The 26249-nt window shown below is 71.1% G+C and carries 19 protein-coding genes; 12 read left to right on the forward strand and 7 right to left on the reverse strand.

The window, feature by feature from the left end; genetic code table 11:
• The first annotated feature begins 27 nt into the window (after window positions 1-27).
• From idi to ACFXP5_RS04285, 7 genes are read left to right on the forward strand one after another with little or no spacing between them, the layout of a single operon-like run.
• Window positions 28-579: an isopentenyl-diphosphate Delta-isomerase gene (idi, locus tag ACFXP5_RS04255; protein WP_394543636.1), complete on the forward strand. Its 552-nt coding sequence runs from the start codon at window positions 28-30 to the stop codon at window positions 577-579.
• Window positions 576-1646 carry a polyprenyl synthetase family protein gene (locus ACFXP5_RS04260; protein ID WP_394543637.1) on the forward strand — a complete coding sequence of 357 codons (1071 nt, stop codon included), beginning with the start codon at window positions 576-578 and terminating at the stop codon, window positions 1644-1646. The genes idi and ACFXP5_RS04260 overlap by 4 nt, the downstream gene beginning before the upstream one ends.
• The gene (locus ACFXP5_RS04265) at window positions 1643-2506 is read left to right on the forward strand and encodes a phytoene/squalene synthase family protein (protein WP_394543638.1); all 864 of its coding nucleotides are present in this window, start codon (window positions 1643-1645) and stop codon (window positions 2504-2506) included. Before ACFXP5_RS04260 ends, ACFXP5_RS04265 begins: the two co-directional genes overlap by 4 nt.
• The gene (gene crtI / locus ACFXP5_RS04270; protein ID WP_394543639.1) at window positions 2503-4050 is read left to right on the forward strand and encodes a phytoene desaturase family protein; all 1548 of its coding nucleotides are present in this window, start codon (window positions 2503-2505) and stop codon (window positions 4048-4050) included. Before ACFXP5_RS04265 ends, crtI begins: the two co-directional genes overlap by 4 nt.
• On the forward strand, window positions 4047-4391 hold the full coding sequence (locus ACFXP5_RS04275) for a lycopene cyclase domain-containing protein (RefSeq protein ID WP_394527171.1): 345 nt from the start codon (window positions 4047-4049) through the stop codon (window positions 4389-4391). The genes crtI and ACFXP5_RS04275 overlap by 4 nt, the downstream gene beginning before the upstream one ends.
• Entirely contained in the window at window positions 4388-4693 is a 306-nt protein-coding gene (locus ACFXP5_RS04280; RefSeq protein ID WP_394543641.1) for a lycopene cyclase domain-containing protein, read from the forward strand. Before ACFXP5_RS04275 ends, ACFXP5_RS04280 begins: the two co-directional genes overlap by 4 nt.
• Complete coding sequence (locus ACFXP5_RS04285) at window positions 4690-5586, forward strand: prenyltransferase (protein WP_394543642.1); 897 nt, start codon at window positions 4690-4692, stop codon at window positions 5584-5586. The genes ACFXP5_RS04280 and ACFXP5_RS04285 overlap by 4 nt, the downstream gene beginning before the upstream one ends.
• Before the next feature lie 392 nt (window positions 5587-5978).
• Here the strand turns inward: ACFXP5_RS04285 and ACFXP5_RS04290 are convergent, their stop codons facing one another.
• Both ACFXP5_RS04290 and ACFXP5_RS04295 read right to left on the reverse strand, forming a co-directional pair.
• Complete coding sequence (locus tag ACFXP5_RS04290; RefSeq protein WP_394543643.1) at window positions 5979-8906, reverse strand: UPF0182 family membrane protein; 2928 nt, start codon at window positions 8904-8906, stop codon at window positions 5979-5981.
• A gap of 50 nt (window positions 8907-8956) precedes the next feature.
• The gene (locus ACFXP5_RS04295; protein ID WP_394543645.1) at window positions 8957-10081 is read right to left on the reverse strand and encodes a YlbL family protein; all 1125 of its coding nucleotides are present in this window, start codon (window positions 10079-10081) and stop codon (window positions 8957-8959) included.
• Between the two features lie 125 nt (window positions 10082-10206).
• Between ACFXP5_RS04295 and ACFXP5_RS04300 the strand changes: the two genes are divergently transcribed.
• Window positions 10207-11580, forward strand: coding sequence for a zinc-dependent metalloprotease (locus ACFXP5_RS04300; RefSeq protein ID WP_394527180.1), 1374 nt, complete (start codon window positions 10207-10209; stop codon window positions 11578-11580).
• Between the two features lie 762 nt (window positions 11581-12342).
• On the opposite strand, the gene ACFXP5_RS04305 is transcribed toward ACFXP5_RS04300, so the two are convergent.
• On the reverse strand, window positions 12343-14103 hold the full coding sequence (locus ACFXP5_RS04305; protein WP_394543646.1) for an ATP-dependent helicase: 1761 nt from the start codon (window positions 14101-14103) through the stop codon (window positions 12343-12345).
• Window positions 14100-15023, reverse strand: a complete 924-nt coding sequence (nudC, locus tag ACFXP5_RS04310) for an NAD(+) diphosphatase (RefSeq protein ID WP_394543647.1) — start codon at window positions 15021-15023, stop codon at window positions 14100-14102. The genes ACFXP5_RS04305 and nudC overlap by 4 nt, the downstream gene beginning before the upstream one ends.
• 63 nt (window positions 15024-15086) lie before the next feature.
• On the opposite strand from nudC, the gene ACFXP5_RS04315 reads away from it, so the two are divergent.
• Entirely contained in the window at window positions 15087-16436 is a 1350-nt protein-coding gene (locus ACFXP5_RS04315) for a phosphotransferase (RefSeq protein ID WP_394543648.1), read from the forward strand.
• Here the strand turns inward: ACFXP5_RS04315 and ACFXP5_RS04320 are convergent.
• Both ACFXP5_RS04320 and ACFXP5_RS04325 read right to left on the reverse strand, forming a co-directional pair.
• Window positions 16424-19831 (reverse strand): ATP-dependent DNA helicase, encoded by a 3408-nt coding sequence (locus ACFXP5_RS04320; protein ID WP_394543649.1) that lies wholly within the window; start codon window positions 19829-19831, stop codon window positions 16424-16426. The two genes, ACFXP5_RS04315 and ACFXP5_RS04320, sit on opposite strands and share 13 nt — an antisense overlap.
• Window positions 19828-23145 carry a PD-(D/E)XK nuclease family protein gene (locus ACFXP5_RS04325; RefSeq protein ID WP_394543650.1) on the reverse strand — a complete coding sequence of 1106 codons (3318 nt, stop codon included), beginning with the start codon at window positions 23143-23145 and terminating at the stop codon, window positions 19828-19830. Before ACFXP5_RS04325 ends, ACFXP5_RS04320 begins: the two co-directional genes overlap by 4 nt.
• A 139-nt stretch (window positions 23146-23284) precedes the next feature.
• Here ACFXP5_RS04325 and ACFXP5_RS04330 point away from each other — a divergent pair, with 139 nt between their 5' ends.
• A complete protein-coding gene (locus ACFXP5_RS04330) occupies window positions 23285-23509 on the forward strand; it encodes a DUF3107 domain-containing protein (protein WP_394527188.1) in 225 nt (74 codons plus the stop codon).
• Window positions 23510-23519: 10 nt separating this feature from the next.
• A complete protein-coding gene (locus tag ACFXP5_RS04335; RefSeq protein ID WP_394543651.1) occupies window positions 23520-23810 on the forward strand; it encodes a hypothetical protein in 291 nt (96 codons plus the stop codon).
• A gap of 11 nt (window positions 23811-23821) precedes the next feature.
• Here the strand turns inward: ACFXP5_RS04335 and ACFXP5_RS04340 are convergent, their stop codons facing one another.
• A complete protein-coding gene (locus tag ACFXP5_RS04340; RefSeq protein ID WP_394527191.1) occupies window positions 23822-24538 on the reverse strand; it encodes a ferritin-like fold-containing protein in 717 nt (238 codons plus the stop codon).
• Window positions 24539-24716: 178 nt separating this feature from the next.
• Here ACFXP5_RS04340 and ACFXP5_RS04345 point away from each other — a divergent pair, with 178 nt between their 5' ends.
• The gene (locus ACFXP5_RS04345; RefSeq protein ID WP_394543652.1) at window positions 24717-26240 is read left to right on the forward strand and encodes a DEAD/DEAH box helicase; all 1524 of its coding nucleotides are present in this window, start codon (window positions 24717-24719) and stop codon (window positions 26238-26240) included.
• Window positions 26241-26249: the final 9 nt, after the last annotated feature.

Raw genomic sequence — 26249 nt, forward strand, 5'->3', positions numbered from 1 at the left:
TAGTTAAACTAGCAAAATGGAGAAACGATGACCGCGACCGAATACGTCGTTCTGCTGGACGACGAGGGTCGACAGATCGGAAGAGCCCCGAAGGACAGCGTCCACGGAACGGACACCGCCCTGCACCTCGCCTTCTCGTGCCATGTCGTCAACGATGACGGAGACGTCCTCGTGACTCGGCGCGCGCTCGACAAGAAGACCTGGCCGGGTGTCTGGACGAACTCGTTCTGCGGACATCCGGGACCCGACGAGACGATCACCGATGCCGTCCACCGGCGCGCCCAGTACGAACTCGGGATCACCGTGAGCGACCTCGAGATCTCGCTGCCCTCGTTCCGCTACCGAGCGGTCGATGCGAGCGGCATCGTGGAGAACGAGATCTGCCCGGTCTACATCGCCCGCACCACCGACCTCCTTCAGCCGCACCCGAGCGAGGTCGTCGACACGCGCTGGGTCGCCCCGCACGATCTCGCCGCCGCGCTCACGGCCACACCGTGGGCCTTCAGCCCGTGGCTGGTGCTGCAGGCCGAGCAGCTCGCCCTCTTCGCCGAAGCGCGCGAGGAGCTGCACGCGTCGTGATCACCCTGCCCCCCACCTCGGCGACGCGCAGCGGCATCGACGCCGCCATCGACGAGATCTTCGCGCGACTCGGAATGCGAGCGGCCGCGATCGACACGTCGGTGCACGCCCTGGTCTCAGCGCTGGAACGTGCCGCAGCCGGCGGCAAGCGCTTCCGCCCCGCTCTCGTGGTGGCCGCGTTCGAGACGCTCGGCGGACGCATCGACCGCTCTCCCGCGCTGTACCCCGTTGCTGCGGCGTTCGAGCTGCTGCACACCGCCTTCGTAGTCCACGACGACGTGATCGACCACGACACGCACCGCCGCGGGGTGCCCAACGTCGCCGGCGAGTTCCGCAGCCGCGGGCTCGCCCGCGGGGCCCGCCCCGCCGGCGCGACCCTGCTGGGCGAGGCGGCCGGCATCCTCGCCGGCGATCTCCTGATGCATGAGGCCGAGCGCACGATCGCCCTGGCCGACGTCGACGTCGAGACGCGCAGCCTGCTGCTCGCCCTCTTCGACGACGCCGTACTCGTGTCGGTCGCCGGCGAACTCGCCGATGTCGAACACGCGGTGATCGAGGGAGACGGGCCTGACCCCGACGCGATCCTGCTGGCGACGCGCAACAAGACCGCCGTGTACTCCTTCTCCGCACCGCTCGAAGCCGGGGCCGCGCTCGCGGGAGCGAGCACCGACGCGCGCGAAGCCCTGCACGGCTTCGGCGAGCGCCTCGGACTCGCCTACCAGCTGGTCGATGACCTCATCGGCGCGTTCGGAACGCCCGAGATCGCCGGCCGCCGCGAGGGCGGTGACCTCCACGAGGCCAAGCAGACACCGCTGATCGCCCTGGCGCGCCAGAGCGAGCAGTGGCCGGAGGTGGCGAACGCTCTCGCCGCCGCCCACACCGGCCCGGTCGCGATCCGGGCGGCCCAGCGTGCCCTCGCCGCCTCGGGAGCCCGCTCCCGCATGGAAGGCCTCGTGACCGAGACGCTGGAGTCCGCCCGCGAGGTGGTCGCAGCATCCGCGCTTCCCGAGGCCACGTGCACCATGCTGCTCGACCTCGTCGACGCGGTGCAGGAGCGCGTTCCGTGAGTCACGCCCCCACCGGACTCGCCCTGTACGACCGCACCGCCGACGCCGCAGCAGCCGCCGTGATCTCCAGCTACTCGACGTCGTTCGGCCTGGCCGCGCGCCTGCTCGGGCCGCGCGTTCGCACCCACGTGCGAAACGTCTACGCCCTCGTTCGCGTCGCCGACGAGGTCGTCGACGGTCCCGCCGCCGCCGCCGGCCTCGGTCCGGAGCGGGAGCGCGCGGTGCTCGACGACCTCGAGCGCGACACGCTCGCCGCCCTCGAGGTCGGCTTCAGCGCGAACCTCGTGGTGCACGCGTTCGCCCGAACCGCTCGGGCCGCCGGGATCAGCGCCGACCTGATCACGCCCTTCTTCGCCTCGATGCGCACCGACATCGACACCGCGGCGCACGATGACGCCTCGCACGACGCCTACGTCTACGGCTCGGCCGAGGTGGTGGGGCTCATGTGCCTGCAGATCTTCGTCGCGGCGGATGCTGCACGCCCCACCCGTCCCGACGACGCGCTCGTCGAGGGGGCCCGGCGCCTCGGGCGCGCGTTCCAGGACGTCAATTTCCTCCGCGACCTCGATGATGACGCCGGTCGGCTCGGGCGCGACTACCTCGACGGTGCCGGCAGCGCCGATCGTCGGGAGAACGTGCTCGACGGCATCGACGGCGACCTCGCGGCGGCGGCCGCGGTCATCCCCCGCCTTCCCGCCGACTGTCGGCGCGCGGTGTGGACCGCGCACGACCTGTTCGCGGAATTGTCCCGGCGTCTGCGCGACGCCCCCGCGGGCTCCCCGCGGGTGCGTGTGCCCGATCCCGTGAAAGTCGCTCTTGCGGCACGCTCGCTGTACAAGGCCAGGGAGGCCGCCGAATGACCCGAACAAGCGTGATCATCGGCGGCGGCATCGCCGGTCTCGCCACCGCCGCTCTCCTCGCCGAGGAAGGCGACGACGTCACCGTGCTCGAGGCGCTCCCCGCCACGGGCGGGCGCGCCGGATCCTGGGAGCACGACGGCTTCCGCTTCGACACCGGCCCGAGCTGGTACCTGATGCCCGAGGTGTTCGAGCACTTCTTCCAGCTGCTCGGCACGTCGGCCGCGGCCGAACTCGACCTCGTGCGTCTCGACCCGGCCTACCGGGTCTACAGCGCCGACGCGGCGCCGCTCGACGTCGTGTCGGGCCGTGCCGAAGCGATCGCCCTGTTCGAATCGGTCGAGCCTGGGGCGGGCGCACGCGTCGACGCCTACCTCGACTCGGCCGCCGATGCTTACGAACTGGCCGTCACCAAGTTCCTTTACGACCCGTATTCGAGCACAGAGGGCCTGCGCGACCCCGAACTGGTGCGCCGACTCCCCCAGCTCGCGCCGTTGCTGCTGCGCCCCCTGTCCTCGCTGATCGACAGCAAGTTCACCGATCGCCGCTTGCGGCAGATCCTCGGCTACCCGGGCGTGTTCCTCGGCGGATCGCCCTACGGCATGCCGAGCCTGTACCACCTGATGAGCCACCTCGACCTCGACGACGGCGTGCTGTACCCGCGCGGCGGGATCACCGAGGTCATCGCCGCCATCCAGCGTCTGGCCGAGGCGCGGGGCGTGCGCGTCGAAACCGGGGCGCGGGTCACCCGCATCCTCACCCAAGCGGGCAAGGCGACGGGCGTGCGCCTTCAGGACGGCCGCATCCTGCGCGCCGACCATGTCGTGTCGACCGCCGATCTGCACCACACCGAGATGGAGTTGCTCGACGAGAGCGAGCGCACCCACTCCGAAGGCTGGTGGAAGCGCCGTACCCCGAGCTTCGGCGCGATGCTGCTGCTCCTCGGCGTGCGCGGCGAGCTTCCGCAACTCGCCCACCACACCCTCGTGTTCACCGAGGACTGGAAGGCGAACTTCGACGCCATCTTCGGTAAGAACCCGCACGTGCCCGACCCGGCGTCGATCTACGTCTGCCGCCCCAGCGCGACGGACGACACGGTGGCACCCGAGGGGTTCGAGAATCTCTTCGTACTCGTCCCCGTCCCCGCCGACCCCGACTCCGGTCGCGGCGGTGTCGACGGCGCGGGTGCCCCGGCCATCGAGGCCGCCGCCGATCGGGTGATCGCCCAGATCGCCGAGACCTGCGGCATCCCCGACCTCGCCGAGCGCATCGTGGTGCGCCGCACCATCTCGCCCGAAGATTTCGCGGTCGATCTCAGCTCGTGGCGCGGCAACGCCCTCGGCCTGGCGCACACCCTCACCCAGAGCGCCGTCTTCCGCACCCGCAACGCCTCGCGTCGCGTGAGCGGTCTGTCCTACGCGGGCGGCTCGGTGCTTCCCGGCGTCGGACTGCCGATGTGCCTGATCTCCGCGGAGCTCGTCGTCAAGCGCCTCCGCGGCGACTCGACCCCGGGGCCCCTCGCCGAGCCCGTCCGCGCGGCGGGGTGACCGGAGTGCCCGGCCTCTACCTCCTCGCACTGCTCATCTCAGCCTTCGGCATCATCACGCTCGACGTGCGCTGGCGCCTCGTCGTGCGCGACGCACCCTGGCGCACCCTCTTCGCCGTTCTCATCGGTACGGCGTTCTTCCTCGTCTGGGATCTCGTCAATATCGCCCTGAACGTCTTCACCAAGGGCGACAGCCCTTATCTGCTGGGCATCGACCTGGCACCGCACCTGCCGCTGGAGGAGCCGTTCTTCCTGGCCTTCCTCTGCTACCTGTCGCTCGTCGCGTGGGCGGCGACCGAGCGCGTGCTGCAGCGTCGTTCGCAGCCGGAGGACGCCGCATGACGTACGGCCTCCTGATCATCCCCTTCGCCGTGCTCACCCTGGTGATCACGACGCTCAGCGCGCGACGGCCCGGGTTCCGCCGCCGCCTCAGGGCTTCGGCCATCGCGCTGATCCCGTTGCTCGTGCTCACCGCCGTGTTCGACAACGCCATGATTGCGATCGGTCTCGTCGTCTACCCGGCCGAGCAGTTCAGCGGTGTGCGCATCGGGCTCGCCCCGGTGGAGGACTTCTCCTACACGGTGTGTGCGGCGTTCCTCGTGCCCGCCGTGTTCGCCCTGCTGCCGCGGAAGGAGACCGCGTGAACGCCGACACGCTCACCCCCGGCCGCATCGTGCGCGAGCTCTTCGTCTCCTCGCGCCCGGTCAGCTGGATCAACACCGCCTTCCCCTTCGTCGCCGCCTACCTGCTGACCACGCGCCAGATCGACCTCGCACTGGTCGTCGGCGCGCTGTTCTTCCTCGTGCCGTACAACCTCGCGATGTACGGGGTCAACGACGTGTTCGACTACGAATCCGACCTGCGCAATCCGCGTAAGGGCGGGGCTCACGGCGCCGTCCTCGATCGGCGGATGCACCGGATCACCCTGTGGGCGGCCGCGGTGTCCTGCGTGCCGTTCGTGGTCTTCCTCGTCGTGGTCGGATCGCCCGCCTCGTGGGTGGTCTTGGCCATCAGCCTGTTCTTCGTCGTCTTCTACTCCGCGCCGCCGCTGCGACTCAAAGAGGTGCCGTTCGCCGATTCGGTGACCAGCAGCATCCATTTCTTCTCCCCCGCGGTCTACGGCTTCGTGCTCGCCGGCGCCACCTGGACGTGGCAACTCGTCGCCGTCATCGTCGCCTTCGCGCTGTGGGGGGTCGCCTCCCACGCCTTCGGGGCCGTGCAGGACGTCGAGGCCGACCGCTCGGCCGACATCTCCTCGATCGCGACGGCACGCGGCGCGCGCTGGACGGTGCGATTCGCGATCGGATGCTACGCCGCCGCCGGACTGATCATGCTGCCCACCGCGTGGCCCGGTCCGCTGGGGGCGATCCTCGTGCTGCCCTACCTCGCCGTGGTCTGGCCCTTCCGCTCGGTCACCGATGAGAGCGCCGCCACCGCAACGCTCGGCTGGCGCCGGTTCCTCTGGGTGAACCAGCTGGCCGGCTTCGGTACCACCCTGCTGCTCATCTGGTGGGCCCTGCTCACTCCGCCGGCCTGACCCGCCCGCCGCTCGCGGCGCCCGCGAGACCCGCCGCTCGCGCAGCGCTCGAGACCCGCTCTCGGTGGCGAGACCCTGACATTCTGCAAGGGTCTCGCCATTCAACACGGGTCTCATTCGCGCGGAGCACGGGTCTCACGCGCGGGGCACGGCGCCACTCTGACATTCTGCAGGGGTCTCGCCGCGCCGCGCGCCGCTCGCGCACCTCCCGCCCCTCGCGCCACGTGTGAGACCCGTTCTCGGCGGCGAGACCCCGACATTCTGCAGGGGTTTCGCCGCGGAGCACGGGTCTCAGGCGCGCGGCTCGCGGCTCGCGGCTCGCGGCGGGCGCCGTACAAACGAAGACCCCGCCGGGTGTCTCGTTGAGGCACCCGGCGGGGTCTTCGTCTCGATCAGCCCTGGTCGCCCAGCTCGATGAGCCGCTCGACTGCGTCCTGCAGCTGCTCGTCGGCCGCGGCGAACGCGGCGAGATCGCCGGCCTGCAGCGCCGCCTGGCGAGCGGTGATCGCCTCCTGCGCATCCTGCAGTGCTGCCTCGTAGTCCGAACCCGGCTCGGCGGGAGTCGTCGGCTCGGGCGTCGGCTCAGCGGTCGAACCCGGCGTCGGAGTCGGAGTGGGCGTCGGCGTGGAGCCGTCGGTGGGCGTCACTTCCTCGTCGCCCGTGGCAGCACCGGAGTCGCCGCCGAAGAGCACGTCGAGCGCTTCGCTGAGGGTGTCCTCGAACGCGATCTGGTCACCGAACGCGACGAGCACGCGCCGCAGCTGCGGCAACTGCGTGCCGCCCGAGGACTGCACGTAGACCGGCTGAACGTAGAGCAGACCGCCGCCGACCGGGAGGGTCAGCAGGTTACCGCTGAGCACCTCGGATTGGCCTTGCGACAGGATGTTGATCTGCGAGGAGACCGCCGTGTCGGAGTCGAAGGTGTTCTGCACCTGACCGGGACCTGGCACGGTCGTGGCCGAGTCGATCTCCAGCAGCCGCAGCTTGCCGTAGTCCTCCGACTTGACTCCGGCCACGTTGCCCGCGTTCGCGTCGACACCGAGGTAGCCGGTGAGCACGTTGCGCGCGTTGCCCTCGGACGCAGGGATGAACGTCGAGAACATCGAGAACGTCGGCTGATCCTGACCGGGCATCTGCATCGTGAGGTAGTACGGCGGCTGGAAGCGGTTCGGGTTCTGCGGGTCGTCGGGGGTCGCCCACCGGTTGTCCTGCTGGTAGAACGAGCCGGCGTCGTCGACGTGGTAGACGCCGAGCTTCTCGCGCTGAACCTTGAACAGGTCGGTCGGGTAACGCACGTGGCTCATCAGGTCGGCCGACATGTCGGCGATCGGCTTCACGGTCGAGGGGTAGATCTTCTGCCAGGTCTGCAGCAGCGGATCCTCTTCGTCCCACGCGTACAGCGTGACGCTGCCGTCGTAGGCGTCGACGGTCGCCTTCACCGAGTTGCGGATGTAGTTGATGTTGTCCAGCGCGTACCGCGGCTGCTGGTTGTTGCTGTCCGCGATCGCCTGCGACAGGCTCACGCCGGTCGAGTAGGGGTAGTTCGCGCTCGTCGTGTACGCGTCGACGACCCACTTGATGCGGCCGTCCACGACGGTCGGGTACGGGTCGCTGTCGAGCGTGAGGTACGGCGCGACCTTCGCGACGCGCTGGCGCGGGTCGCGGTCGTACAGGATCTGCGAGTCCTCGTTGACGGAGTCGGAGAAGAGGATCTGCTCGGACTGGAACTTCAGCGCGTAGATGAGTCGGTTGAAGACGCTGCCGACGCTCGGGCCACCGTTGCCGTCGAAGGTGGTGCGGGTGACGTTCCCGCTCTCGGTGCCGATCGGGTAGTCGAGCTCGATCGGGTCGGTCTCCTCGGGCGCGCCCACGATCGAGTACTCCGGCGAGGACTCACCGAAGTACACGCGCGGCTGGAAGTCCTCTTCGTCGCTGAGGAAGCCGGAGGCCGGGATCCCCTGCTCGAGGAAGACGGGGTCGCCGTCGGTGGTGCGCTCGTTTCCGGCCGCGGCCACCATTCCGTAGCCGTGCGTGTATACGAGGGTGGAGTTCTGCCACGATGCCGCGTCGCCGAGCTGCGAGAGGTCGAGCTCGCGCACACCCACGACCGTGTCCTGAGACTGCCCGTCGATCTCGTAGCGATCGACGTCGAGGACACCGGGGAACTGGTAGTAGGCGCGGTACTGCTCGAGCTGACGCACGGTGGGTCCGATGATCGCGGGGTCCATGATGCGGATCTGCGTGGTCGTCGCGGCGTCGTCCCTGAGCTGGAGAGGCTCGGCGGTGGTCTCGGTCGTGAAGTTCTGCTTCTCGAGCCCGTCGATGCCGTACGCCTGCTTGGTCATGTCGATATTGCGCTGGTAGTACTGCCCCTCGAGCGCGAGCTGGTTCGGGCGCACCTGCACGGTGTTGACGACCCACGGGTAGCCGACACCGACCACGATCGACGCAACGACGAGCAGCCCCGTCGCGATGAGGGGGTAGCGCCACCGACCGATGACGGCGGTGACGAAGAAGAGGATGGCGACGATCACGGCCGCGACGGCGAGAATCGTCTGCCCGGGGATCACGATCTGGGCGCCCACGTAGCCGGGGCCGGTGATGCGGTCGTTCGGCTCGGTCAGGCTGCGGTAGCGATCGAGCCACAGGCTCGCGGCCTGCACCAGCAGGTAGAGGCCCGCCAGCACGGCGAGCTGGATGCGGGCGGCCTTGGAGATGCGCAGCTCCCGCTGCCCCACACGGACGGAGCCGTAGAGGTAGGCGACGACCGCGGTCAGCAGCAAGCAGATGAGCAGGATGGCCGAGGCGAAACCGAGCACGGCGGCGTAGAACGGCACGCCGAACAGGTAGAAGCCGGTGTCGAGCCCGAACTGCGGGTCGGTCACCGAGGTGGAGACGCCGTTGACCCAGAGCCAGGTCGTCTCCCATTGGGCGGATGCTGCGAATCCGGCGAAGAAGCCGAAGAAGACCGGGATGCCCCACATCGCCAACCGCCGCAGCGGTTCGACGACCTCCTGGTAACGGTCGAGCTGCGAGCTGAGTCGCGCGTAGACCGGGCGGAGCCGGTAGGCGAGCTGGATGGAGACCCAGACGGGCAGCGCCATCGCCACGAAACCGATGACGAACATCAACACCCGGGCGAACCATTGGGTGGTGAGCACCGAGAGGAATCCGAGCTGGTCGAACCACATCCAGTCGGCGTAGAGGCTCGCGAAGACGAAGAACGCCACCACGATGGCCGCGATGATCGCAAGCGATATCGCGATGATGCGTCGGGAGCGGTTGGGCGTGGCCGTGTTGGGCGTCGGCGTCGAGGTCACCCCCTCATCCTAGGCGCGCGGTTCTGGGGGAAAGCCGTGGAAAGCCCGCCTTACGGGGCGGTGCAGGTCGGCAGCGCGTCGAGGTCTCCCCCGGTGCTGATCGCGTCCAGCGCGGCGAGGGAGTCGTCGAGATCGCTCACCGAGAACACCCGCAGTCCGTCGGGGACGTGCCCGACGACCTCGTTGCAGTTGTCGGCGGGTGCCAGGAAGTACTGCGCTCCCGCACCGAGCGCGCCGTACAGCTTCTGGCGGATGCCGCCGATCGGGCCGACCACGCCCTGCGCGTCGATCGTGCCGGTGCCGGCCACCTGCTGCCCGCCGTTCAGCTCGCCGGGCGTGAGCACGTCCATGATCCCGAGGGCGAACATCATGCCGGCGCTGGGGCCACCGACGTTGTTGAGTTGGATGCTGACGTCGATGGGGAATTCGTAATCGGCGATCAGGCTCACCCCCACCAACCAGCGCTCCTCGCCGTTCACCTCGCCCTGGCGCGGCGTCACCTCGACGCTCTGCTGCTCGCCGCCGCGGTCGACGGTGATCTCCACCGGTTCGCCCTCACTGTCGGCCACCGATTGCTGCACCTCGGCGGTCTGCGATACCGCCACCCCGTTCACCTCGAGGATGACATCGCCGACCTCGAGCAGGCCTTCGGCCGCCGAGCCCTCCGTCACGTCGTACACGGCGGGGTGCGGCTGCACGTCGTACCCGAGCTCGGTGAGCGCGGCGGCGGTCGCCTCGTTCTGCGAGTCGACCATCATCTGGCCGCTCTCCTCGTTGCGCTGCTCGGTGCTCTGACCGGCCGGGAAGATCGAGTCGATCGGAACCACGGCGCGCGAGGGGTCGAACCACGCCAGGGCGAGCTCGAACCAGGAGGGGGTGCGTTCGCGGTTGCCGACGACCTGCACGGTCAGCAGGTCGAGGGCACCGGCGGTGGGATAGGTGGGCGCCCCCTCGACGGAGATGAGCGGAACCTCGTCGCCGTCGGCGTTCTCGCTGGTGCCGAGCGTGTTGAACACGGGCCCCTTCTGCTGCACGACGTAGGCCGTCGGCAGGAACGTGATGATCAACAGCACGACGAGCGCCGTGGACAACGCCCACATGCCCCGCACGAACCGCTTGCTGCGGAGCCGCGGTGGTGCGGGCTCGACCGACACGTTCTCGTCGAACAGGGTCACGGGGAACTTCCTCTTGCTGGTCGTTCGCGACCGGCGTACAGGGGGAAGGCCGTGCCGGGGAGTGCGATGAATCCGTGGGACTAGCGTAGATCGCAAGCGCAAATCCCGGCTGAAAGGCGGCTGAAGTGGCAGACGACGATCGGAGCCCCGAAGAGGAGCTCCAGGAGATGTTGCGGCGTCTTCTCGCGGGCGAGGCGGGAGCCATCGACCCGGAGCAGCTGTCACGCCTGTCGGGCATGTCCCTCGACCCGGCGGCGATGCAGACCATGATGCAGCAGCTGCGCGGCGCCTTCGCGGCCGGCGGCGACGGGATCTCGTGGGATCTCGCCAAACGGCAAGCGCTGCACATCGCCAACCAGGGCGACCTCGGTGTGACCGACGGTCAGCGCACCGACGTCGAGCAGGCGTTCTCGCTCGCCGACCTGTGGCTGAGCGAGGCCACGACGATCTCGGACCTGTCCAGCCCCGGGCGCCCGATCTCCCGCGGTGCGTGGGTGGAGGCGACCCTGCCGGTCTGGCAGGAACTGGCCGAGCCGGTGGCGACCAGCATCGCCGATGCACTGACGGCCGCGCTGCGCGAGCAGGCGCCCGACGACATGCAGGGCCTCATCGCCGACGCCGGCAGACTGATGCGGGCGGTCGGCGGATCGTTGTTCGCCACCCAGCTCGGACAGGTCGTCGGCCGGCTCGCGACCGAGGTCGTGAGCGGCGGTGATGTCGGCATCCCGGTCATGCCCGCCGGAGAGGCTGCGATCCTGCCGCAGAACTTCGCCGACTTCGGGCGCGATCTCGAGATCCCCGACGACCAGCTGGCCCTGTATCTCGCGACGAGGGAGCTGGCCCACGCGCGCCTCTTCCGTCACGCGAAATGGCTGCGCCTGCACGTGATCTCCCAGGTGCGGGACTTCGCGCAGGGCATCCACGTCGACACCGCTGCGCTCGAGGACCTCGCTTCCCGCTTCGACCCCTCAGAACCCGACGAGTTGCGCCGGGCGCTCGAGAGCGGTGCCCTGCTTCCCGAACGGTCCGAGGCGCAGACGGCGGCGCTCGCTCGTCTGGAGAACCTGCTGGCGACCGTCGAGGGATGGGTCGATGTCGTGACCGACGATGCGACCGCGCGCCTGCCCTCCGCCGGGCGTATCGCCGAAGCCGTCCGACGCCGTCGCGCGGTGGGCGGACCCGCGGAAGAAGCCCTCAGCTCGCTGGTGGGCCTCGAACTGCGCCCTCGGCGCATGCGGGAGGCCGCCGCCATGTGGCGCGCTGTCACCGAAGCGGTCGGCATCGACGGCCGCGACGCCCTCTGGGACTACCCCGACCTCATGCCGACGGCGGCCGACATCGATGACCCCGCAGCGCTCATCGCGCGGCTGCAGGCTACGGCGCGCGGCGAAGTGCCGGCTCAGGATGCGATGGACGATGCCCTCGCTCAGCTGTTGGCCGAGGAGAGCGACCGCGGCGACGTGACCGACGAGGACCCGGAAGGCCCCCGCCCGGTCTGATTCCCCTCCTCCCCACCGGGGCGGAGGGGGCTCGTCGGCGCTCGTCCTGTGGACAGCGCCGACGCCGACGTCGCGGGTGCGAGCACAATCGGCACATGCTCCGACTCGACCCCGCGCACCCGCCCCTCTGGCGCAGCGCCACGTGTCTGCAGTTCGGAGTGGACGACGTCGCCCGCCTCGATGAGCCGGAACCCTGGGAGGAACGTCTCATCGGCGAGCTCGCCCGGGGGATGGCACCGGCCGGCATCGGAGCCTTCCTCCGCGCCCACGCGGTGCCGCCCGACCGCGCAGATGCGTTCTTCGCGGAACTGCAGCCGGTGCTGCGCGAGGACCCGCCCTTCCCGGCCCTGGTGGTGCAGACCGTCGACGACTTCGACGCGGCCGAGCTCCTCGCGATCACGGGGGCGATCGAACGGATGAGCCCCGATGCCGACGTGCAGCCGTGGGCGGGTCGGACCACGGCGCTCCCCGCTGCGGGTGCGACGGTGATCCTGCTCGCCGCCTACCGGGTCGATCCGCGCCGCACGACCGCGCTGATGCGGGAGGACCGCCGACACGTGCCGCTCGTGTACGACGCGGTCGGAGCCACGATCGGCCCGGTGGTCGAGCCCGGAACCACGGCATGCCTCGCGTGCCTCGACGCCCACGCCCGCGAGCGCGACGCCGCGTGGCCGATGATCGCCTCGCAGCTGCTCGGTCGCCGAGCACCCGCCCTCGGACCCGACGTGGCCGCCGAGGCCGCGCGCGTCGCCGTGCAGTTGGTCAGCGAGCCGAGCGGTTCGCGCTGGCAGTCGTCGGTGCGGGTGCGCGCCGACTCCCCCCACCGCCGCTGGCAGCAGCATCCGCCCCACGCAGGCTGCGGGTGCCGATCTCTCGGAGGAAGCGTGATCCCGATCGCTCACCACCGCGTGCCGATCCCCGCGCCCAGCTCAGCGAGAGAGTACGCGCGGCCCGCGTGACGCCGACGTAGGCCAGTCGCCTCTCCTCGTCGACCGCCTCGAACGTGGTCGCGTAGGAGATCGGAAGCAGCCCCTCGCTCATCCCGACGATGTGCACGTGGTCCCACTCCAGGCCCTTCGCGGCGTGCAGCGTCGCGAGCGTGACGGTGCGCGTGGCGGGCTCGTGCTGGTCCTTGGCCCGCGCGATGAGCTGATCGGTGAAGTCGCGCAGCGTGGTGTCCGCCGGGGCGTCCTCCGCGAGACGCAGCAGCGCCGCCCGCGCCTCCCACGCATCGCGCAGGGCGCCCCCCGCTTCCGGGGCCTGGTCGGTCAGACCGAGCGAGCGCAGCACGTCGCGCACGGTGGGGACGAAACCCGTCTCCAGCGGGGCGACCGAGGCTGCCCGCAGCGCCATGATCGCCTGACGCACTTCGGATTGGTCGAAGAAGCGCTTGCCACCGAGCACCGTGGCCGCAACGCCGTGGGCGGCGAGGGCCGCGATGATGGCCGCCGACTGCGCGTGCGAGCGGTACAGCACGGCGCAGGCGGTGGGTTCGATCCCCGATGCGATCGCCTGGGAGATCGAGCGCGCCACGCCGGTCGCCTCGGCTCCGTCGTCGTCGAACACGCGCACGGTGGGCATCGGCCCGTCCGCACCGGAGGCCGCGGCGAGGCGCAGCGCCCCCGGGCGGTCGCGCATGAGCTCGTTCGCGACGTCGAGGATCGGTTCGGAGGAACGGTAGTTGGTCTCCAGCCGCACCAGCCGGGCTTCGGGATGCGTGCGAGAGAAATCGAGCAGGAATCGGGCGTCCGCCCCCGTGAAGGAGTAGATGGTCTGGCTGGCGTCCCCGACGACGCAGAGATCGTGCCGGTCGCCGAGCCACAGCTCGAGCAGGTGGTTCTGCAGCGGCGAGACGTCCTGGTATTCATCGACCGTGAAGTGACGGTACTGCTCGCGCACGGAGGCGGCGACGCGGGGCTCGGTCTCGAGCATCCCCGCGCACGCCAGCAGGACGTCTTCGAAGTCCATCTGCCGGCGTTCGTCCTTGAGCTTCTCGTAGGCGCGCTGCAGGTCGATCACTTTCTCCAGGGCCAGCCGGCCGATCCCCTGCGGACGCGCCGTCGCGTACGCGTCGATCGAACGCAGCGTCACCTTGCGCCACTCGATCTCGCTCGCCACGTCGCGCAGGGTCGCGGTGTCGAGGCGCAGTCCCACCCCGTCCGCGGCGTGGGCGAGCAGCCGCACCTTGTTGTCGATGATCGACGGGGCGGAATCGCCCGCGAGGGTGGGCCAGAAGTAGTTGACCTGCGCGAGCGCGGTGGCGTGGAACGTGCGAGCAGCCACCCCGTCGACGCCGAGGGCCCGCAGTCGTCCGCGCATCTCGCCCGCGGCCTTCGCGGTGAAGGTGACCGCCATCACCCGACCGGGCGAGTACGCACCGGTGTCGACGCCGTGGGCGATGCGGTGGGTGATCACGCGGGTCTTTCCGGTACCGGCACCGGCGAGCACGCAGAGGGGTCCGCGCAGCACGGACGCCGCCTCCCGCTGCGCCTCGTCGAGTCCGTCGAGGGCGCCGTCGGTCACGGGGTCTCCGCGTGCCACTCGCGAATGAGTCGGTGCGCGATCGAGGCGGGTCCGGGCAGTTTCACGTCTCCGGTGCCGGCGAGGCCCGCGCCGATCTCGGCCCGAGTGAACCAGCGCACGGCCACGATCTCCTCACCGTCGGCCCGCGCGGCCTCGGCGACGGCGGCCGTCGCGCGGAAGCCGACCATCAGCGAGCGGGGGTACGGCCACCCCTGCGAACCGCGGTACTGCACGTCGCGCACCGCGACGCCCGATTCCTCGCCCACTTCGCGCTGCACGGCCTCTTCCAACGACTCCCCCGCTTCGGCGAAACCGGCGAAGCACGAGTAGCGGTCATCGTCCCAGAGCGCGTTGGATCCGAGCAGGAGCAGATCGGCGTCGTCGGGGTGCGTGACGGCCACGATCACCGCAGGGTCGGTGCGCGGGAAGTGCTGGCGTCCGCACGAGGGGCAGTGCCGCGACCAGCCGGCGTTCTCCTCGACGGTGCGGGCTCCGCAGAAGGGGCAGTACGCAGCATCCGTCAGCCACCGTCCGAGTGCGACCGCGGTCAACAGCACCTGCGCCTCACCCGCGGGCAGGTCGGCCGCGATCGTGCGCAGCGCTCCCCAGGTCTTGTAGGAAGCGGGCGGCAGAGTGACCTCGGCCGATCCGACGAACGCGGCGAGCAGGATCGCCGAACCGTCGGAGTCACGACCGAGGAAGGCCCACTCGGCGTCGTCGGGGACGGCGGCGGCGTCGACGAAGGCCAGTCGGGCGGCCGCGTCGAGGGGCACCGCGTCACCGCGGACGATGAGCACGCGCGTGCCGGTCGCGCGACGGAGATCGTCGAGCAAGCCGGGATCGGCGCGCTCTTCGGCGCGCCGATCGACGAGCACGTCGCCGTGGCTCTCGCCGGTGTCGAGTGAATCGGTCGCCGTCATCGATGACCTCTCTCAAGGGCGTGGCGCGGGGTTGCAGAGACGTGCCCGGCCTACCCTGGGCGCATGGCACGCTCCCCTCTCACTCTAGCCGCGTCGGTCACGGCCGCCCTTCCCGGGGCCGGTGTCGTAGGGGTCGCTCCGCTCACGGAAACCGGCGCGGGTCGTTTCGATTCCGCGGTCGTCCGTCTCGACGACGGGCGCGAGGTCGTGGTGCGCACCCCCACCGACGAAGAGAGCGCCGCAGAACTCGCTGCCGAATCGCGGGCCCTCCGGGCACTGACCCCGGGCGTTCGAGCGGTGCTGCCGTTCGCCGTCCCCGAGGTGCTCGGCGAAGTGGGATCCGGAACCGCGCGGGTGCTCGTCATCGACCGTCTCCACGGCTACCGCGTCGACCCCGCCCACCTCCCGAAGGGTCCGGGAGTCGCGCCGGCGATCGGAGGCGCCCTCGCCGAGGTGCACGCCCTCCCGCCCTCGATCGTGCGCACCGACGGACTGCCGGTTCGCACCCCCGAACAGGTCCGCGACGACGTCCAGCGCCTGCTCGACCGCGCCGAGTCGACCCGGCGCATCCCCGACGGCCTGCTGCAGCGGTGGCGACGGGCCCTCGCCGTCGACGAGCTGTGGCGCTTCGAGTCCGCCGTCGTGCTCGGTGGGGCGACCTCCGCCTCGGTGCTGCTCGCCGACGACGATTCCGCCACGGTCACCGGGATGCTCGATTGGGCGGGACTCAGCGTCGGCGACCCGGCGGTCGATCTGCGCTGGCTCGCCTCCGCCCCCACCGCCGCCGACGACGTCTTCGAGGGCTACAGCCGCAGCTCGTCCCGCGCCCCCGACGCGCTGCTGCGGGAACGAGCCCGCCTGTACGCCGAACTGGAGTTCGCCCGCTGGCTCGTGCACGGGCACGAAGAGGGCCGCAACGACGTCGTGGCCGATGCCGTCGCCCTGCTCGAGGCTCTCGCCGACGGCGTGCGCGGCGACGACCTCGTGCCGGAGCAGGGGGTCAACGTGGATGTCGACGTCGCGGCGGCGCTGGCCTCCGCGACGCGCCTGCCGACCTCCGGCACGGATGCGACCGACACCTCGATGCAGACGGACGCCTACGACCCCGCGATGGTGTCGCTGTTCCTCGCCGCCGAACGCGACAGTCGCCCGAGCGACGAACGTCCCGATTTCGGCCTCGACGGATTGCGCGAGCCCGAGGAGCAGCCGACCGCCCCGATCGACATGTCAGGGTGGGTACCCGGATTCGACGACGCCGAAGCGGCACGCCCCGCCGCCGAGACGACCGGGAGCGATCCCGAAGCCCCCGACGAGGACGACCTCCGCGGCGAAGCCGAACGGGCCAGTCGTGCCGCGCTCCGCAGGTGGGGAGCTTCCGGCGGCGACGACAACCGGGTCGGTCAGGGAGCCTGAACCCCGCCGGTGCTGGCCGTGCGCCAGCGCTCAGCCAGCTCGGTCTCGGTCCAAGTGCGCTCGGAGCGGATGACGAGATCGTCGGCGACGTAGTACAACGCGACGTCGATCTCCTCCAGCGGCACCCCGTGCTTCTTGTGATAGGCCAAGCGATAGAGGGCCAGCTGCAGCATCCGCTCTTCGCGCTCCCGCGCTGAGGTGGGTGCTCGCCCCGTCTTCCAGTCGACGATCTCGAGGCGGCCGCCGCGGTCGGCACGGCGGTACACCGCGTCGAGCTTGCAGATCATCACGTGACGCTCACCGTCACCCGTCGACATCGCGAAGTCGATCTCGGACTCCACTTCGAGGGGGGCGAGTCCCGCCCACTCGGACTGCTCGAACACCTGCTTGAGTCGCTCGAGGTCGACCGTGTCGGCGAGGGATGCTGCGGACGCATCGGCGTCCTCATCGATCTCCCACAGGGCGTCGTCGACGGATCCCGCCGACCCTGCGCGCCCCGAGCGCTGTTCGACCCAGGCGTGGAAGAGCGTTCCGAGGCGGGTCTGGCGGAACGGGCGTTCCGGCAGGGGGCGCGTCACCGCCGACACCGTCGCGGTGTAGTCGGTCACGTAGTCCTTGAACCGGGAGGCGGGAATGCGCGCCGGAGGTTTCACCGGCACACCGCGGCGGCGTACCTCCTGCTCGGCGAGCAGCCGCGCGAGCGTCTCGTCGGCCGTGATCTCGCGCTCGGCGGCGCGCGCCACCTCCTCGACGGCGGCCGTCACAACGCCGCGCCGAGCGCCGAGAGGGTCGAGCGGCCACGACAGCACACGTCCGCCCTTGTCGAGGTAGGGGTTCTCCCCCGGCCCGTCCTGATCGGTGCCGGCGTCGATCGGCGTCTGACCGAGGGCTGCGAGCATCTCCCGCAGGTAGGGGCTGGGTACCCTCGGCTCCTTCTGGCCGGCCCAGTGCGCGCCGGTCAGCAACAGGTTCGAACGCGCGCGGGTCACCGCGACGTACGCGAGCCGACGTTCCTCGCGCTCCTGATGGCGACGGTCGGCTTCGCGGAACGCCTCGATCGCATCGGGAAGCGCATCGTCGTCGTCGGCAGGGTCCCACAGCAGGGTGGGGAGGGCGTCACGGTCGCCGCGCAGGGCATAGGGCAGCACGCCGAAGCCGAGCCAGCCGCTCACCGTCCGCGGCGCCTTCGGCAGTTCTTTGTCGACGAGGCGCACGACGGCCACCGCATCCCACTCGAGTCCCTTGGACCCGTGGATCGTGAGCAGTTGCACCACTCCGGGCTCGGGAGGTTCAGGGCGCGGCATGAGCTCGTCCGTCTCTTCGGCGTGCTCGAGCCACGCCAGCAGGCTGCCCACCGAGCCGCGGTCATCGGCGAGTAGGAACGCGCGCACCTCGTCGACGAAGGTGCGCAGCCGCGCCGAGGCGACGCGCGCGGGTCCGCGCGCCTCGTTCGCGGCGAGCTCGATGTCGAGGCGCAGTTCGGCCTCGATGAGCCGGATGAGGTCGGGGATGGGCTGGCCGACCGCGCGGCGCAACCGGTCGAACATCTCGCCCGCGTCGCGCAGCCGAGCGCGACCCTCCGCGGAGATGTCCCGTAAGAAGCCGTGGTCATCGGGGGCGCGACGCACGAACTCGAGGGCATCGATGATCGACACCTGCTCGTCGGCGCCGGCGGAGGAGCGCACCCGCGCGGCGAGCTCCGCGGGGAGCGGCTCGAGGGCGGCGTCGCGACGGGAAAGGGTGTCGGCGAGAGCGTGCAGGCCCGCGAGATCGGCCACGCCGACGGCGAAGCGGGGTCCGGCCAGCAGCCGCAGGAGCGCGGAGCCCTGCACCGGATCGTGCACGACGCGCAGCGCCGAGACGACGTCGACGACCTCGGGAGTCGAGAGCAGTCCGCCGAGGCCGAGGATGCGGTTCGGCACGCCCGCCGCGTCGAGCGCGTCGGCGAAGAGCTGCATGTGCCGCTTCGTGCGGAACAGCACCGCACCGGAGTGGGGCGCGGATGCACCCGCTGCCGCGTGTTCGGCCCTGACGCGGGTGAACCAGGCCGCGACCTCGCGCGCCTCGTCGTCGGCCGACGGCGCGAACACCCGCTCGACGCGGCCGGCTGCCGCTCCGGGGCGAGGCACGAGCGGGTCGACATCGGCGCCCGGGGCGGCCTGCAGCAGGGCGTTCGCTGCGGTGAGGATCGCGGTGTCGTTGCGCCAACTGATCATCAGGCGGTAGCGCTCCGCCTCGCCTGTCGAGGAGAACGCCCGCGGGAACGCGGCGAGGTTGTCGGCGGATGCTCCGCGCCACCCGTAGATGGACTGGTGCGGGTCACCGACTCCCATCACCGCGGTATCGCGGAAGATGGCTGCGAGAAGCCGGGTCTGCAGCACCGAGGTGTCCTGGTACTCGTCGAGCAGGACGATCCGGTATTGGCTGCGCAGCGCCGCACCGACCTCCGGGGCCTGTTCGACGATCGTCAGCGCGTCGGCCACCTGATCGGCGAAGTCGAGCGTGTCGTCGATGCGCTTGCGCCGACCGTACTCGCGCACGAGGTCGACGAGCACGGGGAGTCCGCTGAGACTCCGGCGGGCGTCGTCCACCCGCTTCTGATCCCCCTTGAGTCGACAGCGCACGCCCGACAGGCGCTCCTCCCACCGCCGGCCGAAAGCCGCGAGCTCGTCGAGGTCGACGCGGTTGTCGAGGACGTCGCCGGCGAGGCGGTGCACCGCATCGACGACGGAGGAGAACGCCTCTTCGCGCTCGGCCAGTCGTTCGTCGGGTGAGCCGATGACCACCCGGCGGGCGAGCAGCCATGCGCCCGACTGGCTGAGCAGCGCCGAGTCGGGATCGCGGCCGATCCGGGCGCCGTGCTCGCGGACGAGCGCGTCGGCGAAGGCGTTGTAGGTGGCGACGCGCGGGCGGAAGACGAGGTCTTCCCCCGACACCTCGCTCACGGCGGTGTCGGGCACGAGTTCTGCGGCGAGGCGGTCGAGGAGTCCGGCGAACGCGGCGTCGCGCACCCGCGGCGCCGAGGCCGCATGCGTCTGCCAGAAGGTCGGCAGGGTGCCGTCCTCGACCAGGCGCTCGAGGTGCGGAACGAGCCCCCGGGTGGAGTACTCCCGCACGGTCGCGAGCCGCCGCCCGATCCGCTCCGCCAGCTCACCCGCGGCCTTGCGCGTGAAGGTGAGGCCGAGCACCTCGTCGGGCTGCACGAAGGAGTTCGCGACGAGCCAGACCACGCGCCCGGCCATCGTCTCGGTCTTGCCGCTGCCCGCTCCCGCCACCACCAGCGCCGGGCGCAGGGGGGCTTCGATCACCGCGCGCTGATCGGACGTCGGGGCGGGCAGCCCCAGAGCGCGCGCGAGGGTGGCGGCGCCCACGGCCGCAGTGGTCGGCTGACTCACGAAGACGACACCGCCTTGACGGTGTGCAGGGCGCAGACGCCGAATCGGGAGGTGGAGCAGTGCGCATCGACGGGGGCGTCGAAACGATCGGATGCCATCGCCCGAGCGGTCTGCACGATGCCCTCGAGGAACGCTGCCCGGTTGTCGGTCGCCATCGGCGCCTGCCGGGCGAGGCGGTAGTGGGGGCTCTTCGCCGTGGTCTTGGAGAGCACGATGAGGCGGGCACCCGCATTGGCGGCTGCATCCGTTCCCGGCACCAGTCCCTCCACCAGGGCGAGCTGGTAGGCCGAGAGCTGCGGGTCGTCGGCGACTTTCTCGTCGCTCACCCGGGCTTCAGAGCGGCCGGTCTTCAGGTCGACGATGACGACGCTCTCGGCGTCCTGCTCCCCCGAGGGGAGCTGCTCGCCGCGACCCGGCGGGTAGACCTCGACCCGGTCGATCGAGCCGGTCAGCATCGCGAGGCGTCCGGGGGGCCGCTCGCCTGCGTCCGGATCGATCGCGAAGACCCGCGGCGTCTCACCCTCGGCCTGGTCGAGGTCCACCGCGAGGCGGAACCGGGCCTCGGCTCCGATCGTGCGGCCGCCCTCCGCGTGGAAGCGCGCGAGGTAGGCGTGAAGGCGGTCGGTGAGCAGGTGCGCCCACACGTGCTCTTTGCGTGACAGCCACGGCGCTTCGAAGTCCAGTTCGCCCCAGCGGTCGTCGACGATCTTGCGCAACGCCTCGAGCTCACCCGAGGGCACCTCCTCGAGGGCCGCGTGCAGGATGACGCCGGCCCCCGCCGACCACGAGCGGGTCTCGCCGCCGAGCGCGCGCACGGCCCAGTCGAGGGGGCAATCGGCGAAGGTCGACATCTTCGACGGCGACACCGGAACGGGAGAGCGGTCGGGGTCGCGTAAGGGGCCGGTCGAGGAGGGAGCGGCGACGCCGAACCACTGGGTGGGGGCCGCCCCCGTCACCCGCTCGCGTGCGAGCACGACGAGCTGCTCGGCGGCATGGGTGCGCGCCGCCGACGAGGGCGAGGACGTGAGCGTCCGGCGGTGCTGCGACACGAGTCCACGGAGGGTGAGGGGGTGACCGGCCTCGACATCGTCGACGGCGGGGGCTTCGGGTTCGGGCAGCAGAGCGAACAGGGGGCTGGGTCCGAGGTCGTCGTCGTCGACGGCGGTCACCACGAGCTGTGCCCGTGCACGCGAGACGGCTCGGGCGAACAGCCGCAGTTCGTCGTGCAGGGCACCGCGACGCCGATCGATCACGGCGGGCACGTCGGCAGCATCCGCCCCGCCGCGCCACGCGGCCGTCTCGTCGGCCAGTCGCCAGGTGTCGAGCAGGCCGCCGCGCAGGCGCAGGTTGGGCCACACCCCGTCCTGCACGCCGGCGATGACCACCGCGTCGAACTCGGCACCCAGGGCGGTGGCCGGAGTCAGCACCGTCACGGTCGCCGGGCGGTCGGGCGAGGCGAGGATGTCTTCGGGCACGTCGCTGTCGAGGATGCGACGGATGAACGCCGCCGTCTCGGCCGCCGGGTCGCGTTCCAGGAACCGCTTCGCCGCGTCGAAGAGGGCGACGAGGGCGTCGAGCGCGTGACCGACTTCGGCCGCGAGGGGGCCACCGCCGACCGCGACATCGTGCCACGAGCGGGACAGCGGGCGCCCGGCGCCGTCTCGAGCGCGTTCCCACGCCAGCCAGAGCAGCTCGTGCACGGTCGCGCCGCGCGCCGCCTCGCTCGACAGGTGCGCGAGCGTGGTGGCCAGGCGCTCCGCGGCGCGCGCCTCGGGAGTGTCCATCGCGGCGAGTTCGAGCGGGTGAGCGACGGCTTCGGCGAGCAGCACCCGGGCGGGGCGCGCACCGCCGTCGGCCAGTTCGGCGTGGCGGAGCCGGCCGCGCAGGCGGCGGAGTCCGACCGCGTCGAGGCCGCCGAACGGGGAGACCAGCACTGCGCTGACCTCGTCGGGGTCGCGCGCCTGCGCGTCGACGAGTCCGAGAGCCACGAGCGCGAGCAGATCCCGCACCACCGGCTCGCTGCCGAGCGGCCGCTGCACACCCGCCGCGCGCGTCGGCACCTCGCGGGCGGCGAGTTCGGATTCGAGCGCCGCCACCTGGCGGGTGTCGTGGGCGATGATGCCGATCCGCGACCACGCCACCTCGTCGATCAGGTGCCACTCGCGGACCACCCGGGCGATCGCGTCGATCTCTTCGAAGGGCGACGCGGCGATGATCGTGCGCACGGTGGTGTCGTCGGGATCCACCGGCCCCGGAGCACGCCGGTGCTCGACGCGTCCGGCCGCTCCGATCGCGGACGTGACCACGCGGGTCAGTCGGGTCAGCGCCCCGCTTGCCCGGTGCGGTGCGTCGAGGACGGCCGCGGTGCCCAGCAGGTCGCAGAGCGCGGCGAAGATCTCGGGACTCGCGCCGCGGAAGGCCCCCGACGCGATGTCGGGATCGCCGAACGCGATCACCGCGACTCCGCGCGATCGCAGTGCCGCGACCACGTCGATCCCGCCGCGGGTCAGCTCTTGCGCGTCGTCGATCACCACGGCACGCAGGCGTCCGGCAGCACCGAGCAGTCGCTCTCCCTCGGCGCCGCCGGGCGTCGCCAGCAGCACGGTCGCCGCTTCACGGAGCAGGTCGGCCGCGTCACGGGCGCGCGTGCTCATCTGGGCGAGGGCATCACGGTATTCGCGGAGGAAGGATGCTGCGGCCGCCCACGCGTCTTCGCCGCGGTCGGCGGCCAGGCGGGCGAGCTCACCGGATTCGAGGCCGAGTTCGGTGCAGACGGCGATGAACTGCCGCAGCTCCCCGCGGAACTGCCGGGAGGAGCGCACCTCGGGGCCGATCGCCGGCGGCCACGCGATCGCGGCCGTGCCCGGCTCGTCGATGTCGCCCGCCAGCAGGTCGGCCAGGATGCGGTCGTGGTCGCCCGCCGCGAGCAGCTGCGGGGGCTCGGCGCCGGAGCGCACCTCGGCCGCTCGCACGATCTGGAAGGCGAACGACGCCATCGAGCGCGCGAGCGCGCCCGAGGAGGCCTCGTCGATCGCGATCGCCAGGCGGTCGCGGAGGGCGGTCGCGGTCTGACGCGAAGGAGTGATCACGAGCAGTTCGTCGACGCCGACCCCGGCCGCGACGAGCGAGCGCACCCGCGCTACGAGCGCCGCCGACTTGCCGGTCCCGGCGGCGCCCAGCACCACGCCCGAGGCATCGGCCGGCAGCGCGCTCACCCTCGCCTGCACGTCGTCGAGCGCGATACCGGGGAACGGAGCGCGCAACGCGCCGGGGTGCACGGCCGCCGCGTCGGCCGCAGCATCCGATGACCCCATGCCAGCCACGCTATCCGGACCCGCCGACATCGCGGCGCAGACCGCGTTCGCCGACAGCGTGCACCGCGCGGGCAGGGGCCCCCGAGCGCTGTCGTAGAGTTTTCCTGCGCCCGGGTCACCGGGCCGGAAAGGGCACATCGTGGAGATCCGCATCGGAATCGCGAACACCGGCCGTGAGCTGAGCTTCGAAACCGGCGAGGCTTCGGACGTCGTGAAGAAGTCCGTCACCGACGCGCTCGACGCCTCGGCTTCGCACGTCACCTTCACCGACGTGAAGGGCAACTCCTACCTCGTCCCCACCGCGACGCTCGCCTACATCGAGTTCGGCACGGAAGAGTCCCGCCGCGTCGGCTTCGTCGCCTGACGGATCCGACGTGCAGATCATCCTCGCCATCGTCATCGGCGCGGCGATCGGTTTCGCGGCGCACTTCCTCGTCGCCTACCGCAGCACACGCGGCGTGGCCGTGGCCCCTCTCATCGGGGCCGCGGTCGGCGCTGCGTGGTGGACCGCCCTCACCTGGGCGGGTGTGGGTATCGACAACCCGTGGATCTGGCTGTCGGCCATCGCCGTTCCGGCCCTCGTCACGGTCCTGACCCTCTGGCTGCTCGGCGTCTCGCGCACGCGCGCCGATGACCGCGAACGGCAGCGGCTCGGCCTCGCCTGACCCGGTCCGGTTCAGGCCGAAAGGCCGGTCGCATCCATGCGCCGGGCGTGCGCGGCCATCAGTTCGGTGAACACCGGCTCGACCCGCTCTTCATCGGCGGCCACCAGCATGGTCGGGCCCAGTGCCGCGCGCGCCACCAGCAGGGTGTCTCCGACGAGGCGCCGCCCCCACATCGCGAGCAGCGAACGCCACTGCTCGTCGCTGTCGATCGTGGCGGCGACGATCTCCACGATGGCCTGCCGGTCCGAGTCCGCGCGCAGGATGCGCGCGACCCGACGCCCGGTGTCGCCGTAGCTCGCCGACAACGCCAGGTAGAAGTCGTCCAGCATCCCGGCGGTGATGTGCACGGAGAGCATCGTCTCCTGCGGCCGCACTCCGTGCGTCGCCCGACGGAACGCGTCGAGCTGCTCGCGGAACGGCAGCATCAGCGCGGTCGGGTCGTCGCCGCGCTCGCGGATCAGCGACACGAGCGCCTCGTGCTTGGTGAGCGCGGCGCCGGCGGCCCGGGAGAGGGCCTCCTTCTGCGCGAGCTCGGGTGTGGAGGCGATCAGTTCGCTCAGCGTCTCGAAGAACCCGAGCTGCAGGTACGCGGCCTGACCGAGGAACGTGTCGACCTGGGGCGCGAGTTCGGCGAAGTCGACCCGCACCGCGTTGCCGAAATCGCCGCGCGATCGCAGGGTGAGGGTGCGACCGGCAGGACGACCTCGACCACGCAACCACTCGAACACGTACGACAGCCTAGGCCCGCCGCCTGCCGACTCCGCAGCGTCGTTAGCCGGCTCTCAGCCCGGCTCCGGTATCGTGGACTCCGCCCCGGCGTCGGATCGGGGCCCCGCGCCTGCGGCTGAGTGAAGGCGTGGACCGGACACTCTAGGCGGTTCTCTTCCGCCGGACAGGCTCAATATCGTGACGACCTTCGCCGAGCTCGGCGTGGACCAGGACATCGTCGACGTTCTCGCGTCGAAGGGCATCGTGGATGCCTTTCCCATCCAGGAGCAGACCATCCCCCTCGGCCTTCCGGGCCAGGACATCATCGGCCAGGCCAAGACCGGTACCGGCAAGACCTTCGGGTTCGGCATCCCCGTGGTGCAGCGCCTCGGCCTGAACCCCGAGCCGGGCGTGAAGGCCCTGATCGTGGTCCCCACGCGTGAACTCGCGGTGCAGGTCTACGAAGACATCGACATGCTCACCACCGGTCGCTCGACCAGCGTGGTCGCGATCTACGGCGGCAAGGCCTACGAAGGTCAGATCGACCAGCTGAAGGCCGGCGCGCAGATCGTCGTCGGCACCCCTGGTCGTCTGATCGACCTCAACAACCAGCGCCTGCTCGATCTGTCCAATGCCGTCGAGGTCGTGCTGGACGAGGCCGACAAGATGCTCGACCTCGGCTTCCTCGCCGACATCGAGAAGATCTTCACCAAGGTGGCGCCCGTGCGTCACACCCAGCTGTTCTCGGCCACGATGCCCGGACCGATCGTCGCCCTCGCGCGCCGGTTCATGTCCAACCCGATCCACATCCGCGCGACCGACCCCGATGAGGGCCTCACGCAGGCGAACATCCAGCACCTCGTGTACCGCGCCCACTCGCTGGACAAGGATGAGGTCATCGCACGCATCCTGCAGGCCGAGGGACGCGGCAAGACCGTCATCTTCACGCGCACGAAGCGTGCCGCCCAGCGCCTGTCCGACGAGCTCGGCGACCGCGGCTTCAACACCGCGTCCGTTCACGGCGACATGAGCCAGGAAGCGCGCGAGCGTTCGATGGCCGCGTTCAAGGCCGGCAAGAAGGACGTGCTCATCGCCACCGACGTCGCCGCTCGCGGCATCGACGTCGACGATGTCACCCACGTGATCAACCACACCATCCCCGACGACGAGAAGACCTACCTGCACCGCGCCGGTCGTACCGGCCGTGCGGGCAAGACCGGCATCGCCGTGACCTTCGTCGACTGGGACGACCTGCACAAGTGGGCATTGATCAACCGCGCCCTCGACTTCGGTCAGCCCGAGCCGACCGAGACCTACTCTTCGAGCCCGCACCTGTTCACCGACTTGAACATCCCCGCCGGCACGAAGGGACGCCTCGTCACGGCTCCCCGCGCGCAGTCGACGGATGCTTCCGCTCCGGCCGCACGCAGGAGCAACGGCTCCGGTGACGGCCGCGGTTCCAGCGATGGCCGCGGCTCCAGCGATGGTCGCACGCGTCGTCGCACCCGCCCGGAGTCGACCGGGTCGGCACAGCCGGCCGTGGTCGACACCGCGGACGCGTCCGCTACAGCGACGGCGACCCAGGCTCCGACCGAGACCGAGGGACGCGGAACGCACGACGGCGGCGGATCCGAGCACCACGACGGCAATTCGGCACCGCGTCGGCGTCGTCGTCGTCGCGGCGGCTCGCGTGCCGGCGCGGGCGGCGCTCCCGCGGCGTGAGCCAGCGCG

The organism is Microbacterium hanjuni (assembly GCF_043556395.1).
Lineage (GTDB): Bacteria > Actinomycetota > Actinomycetes > Actinomycetales > Microbacteriaceae > Microbacterium.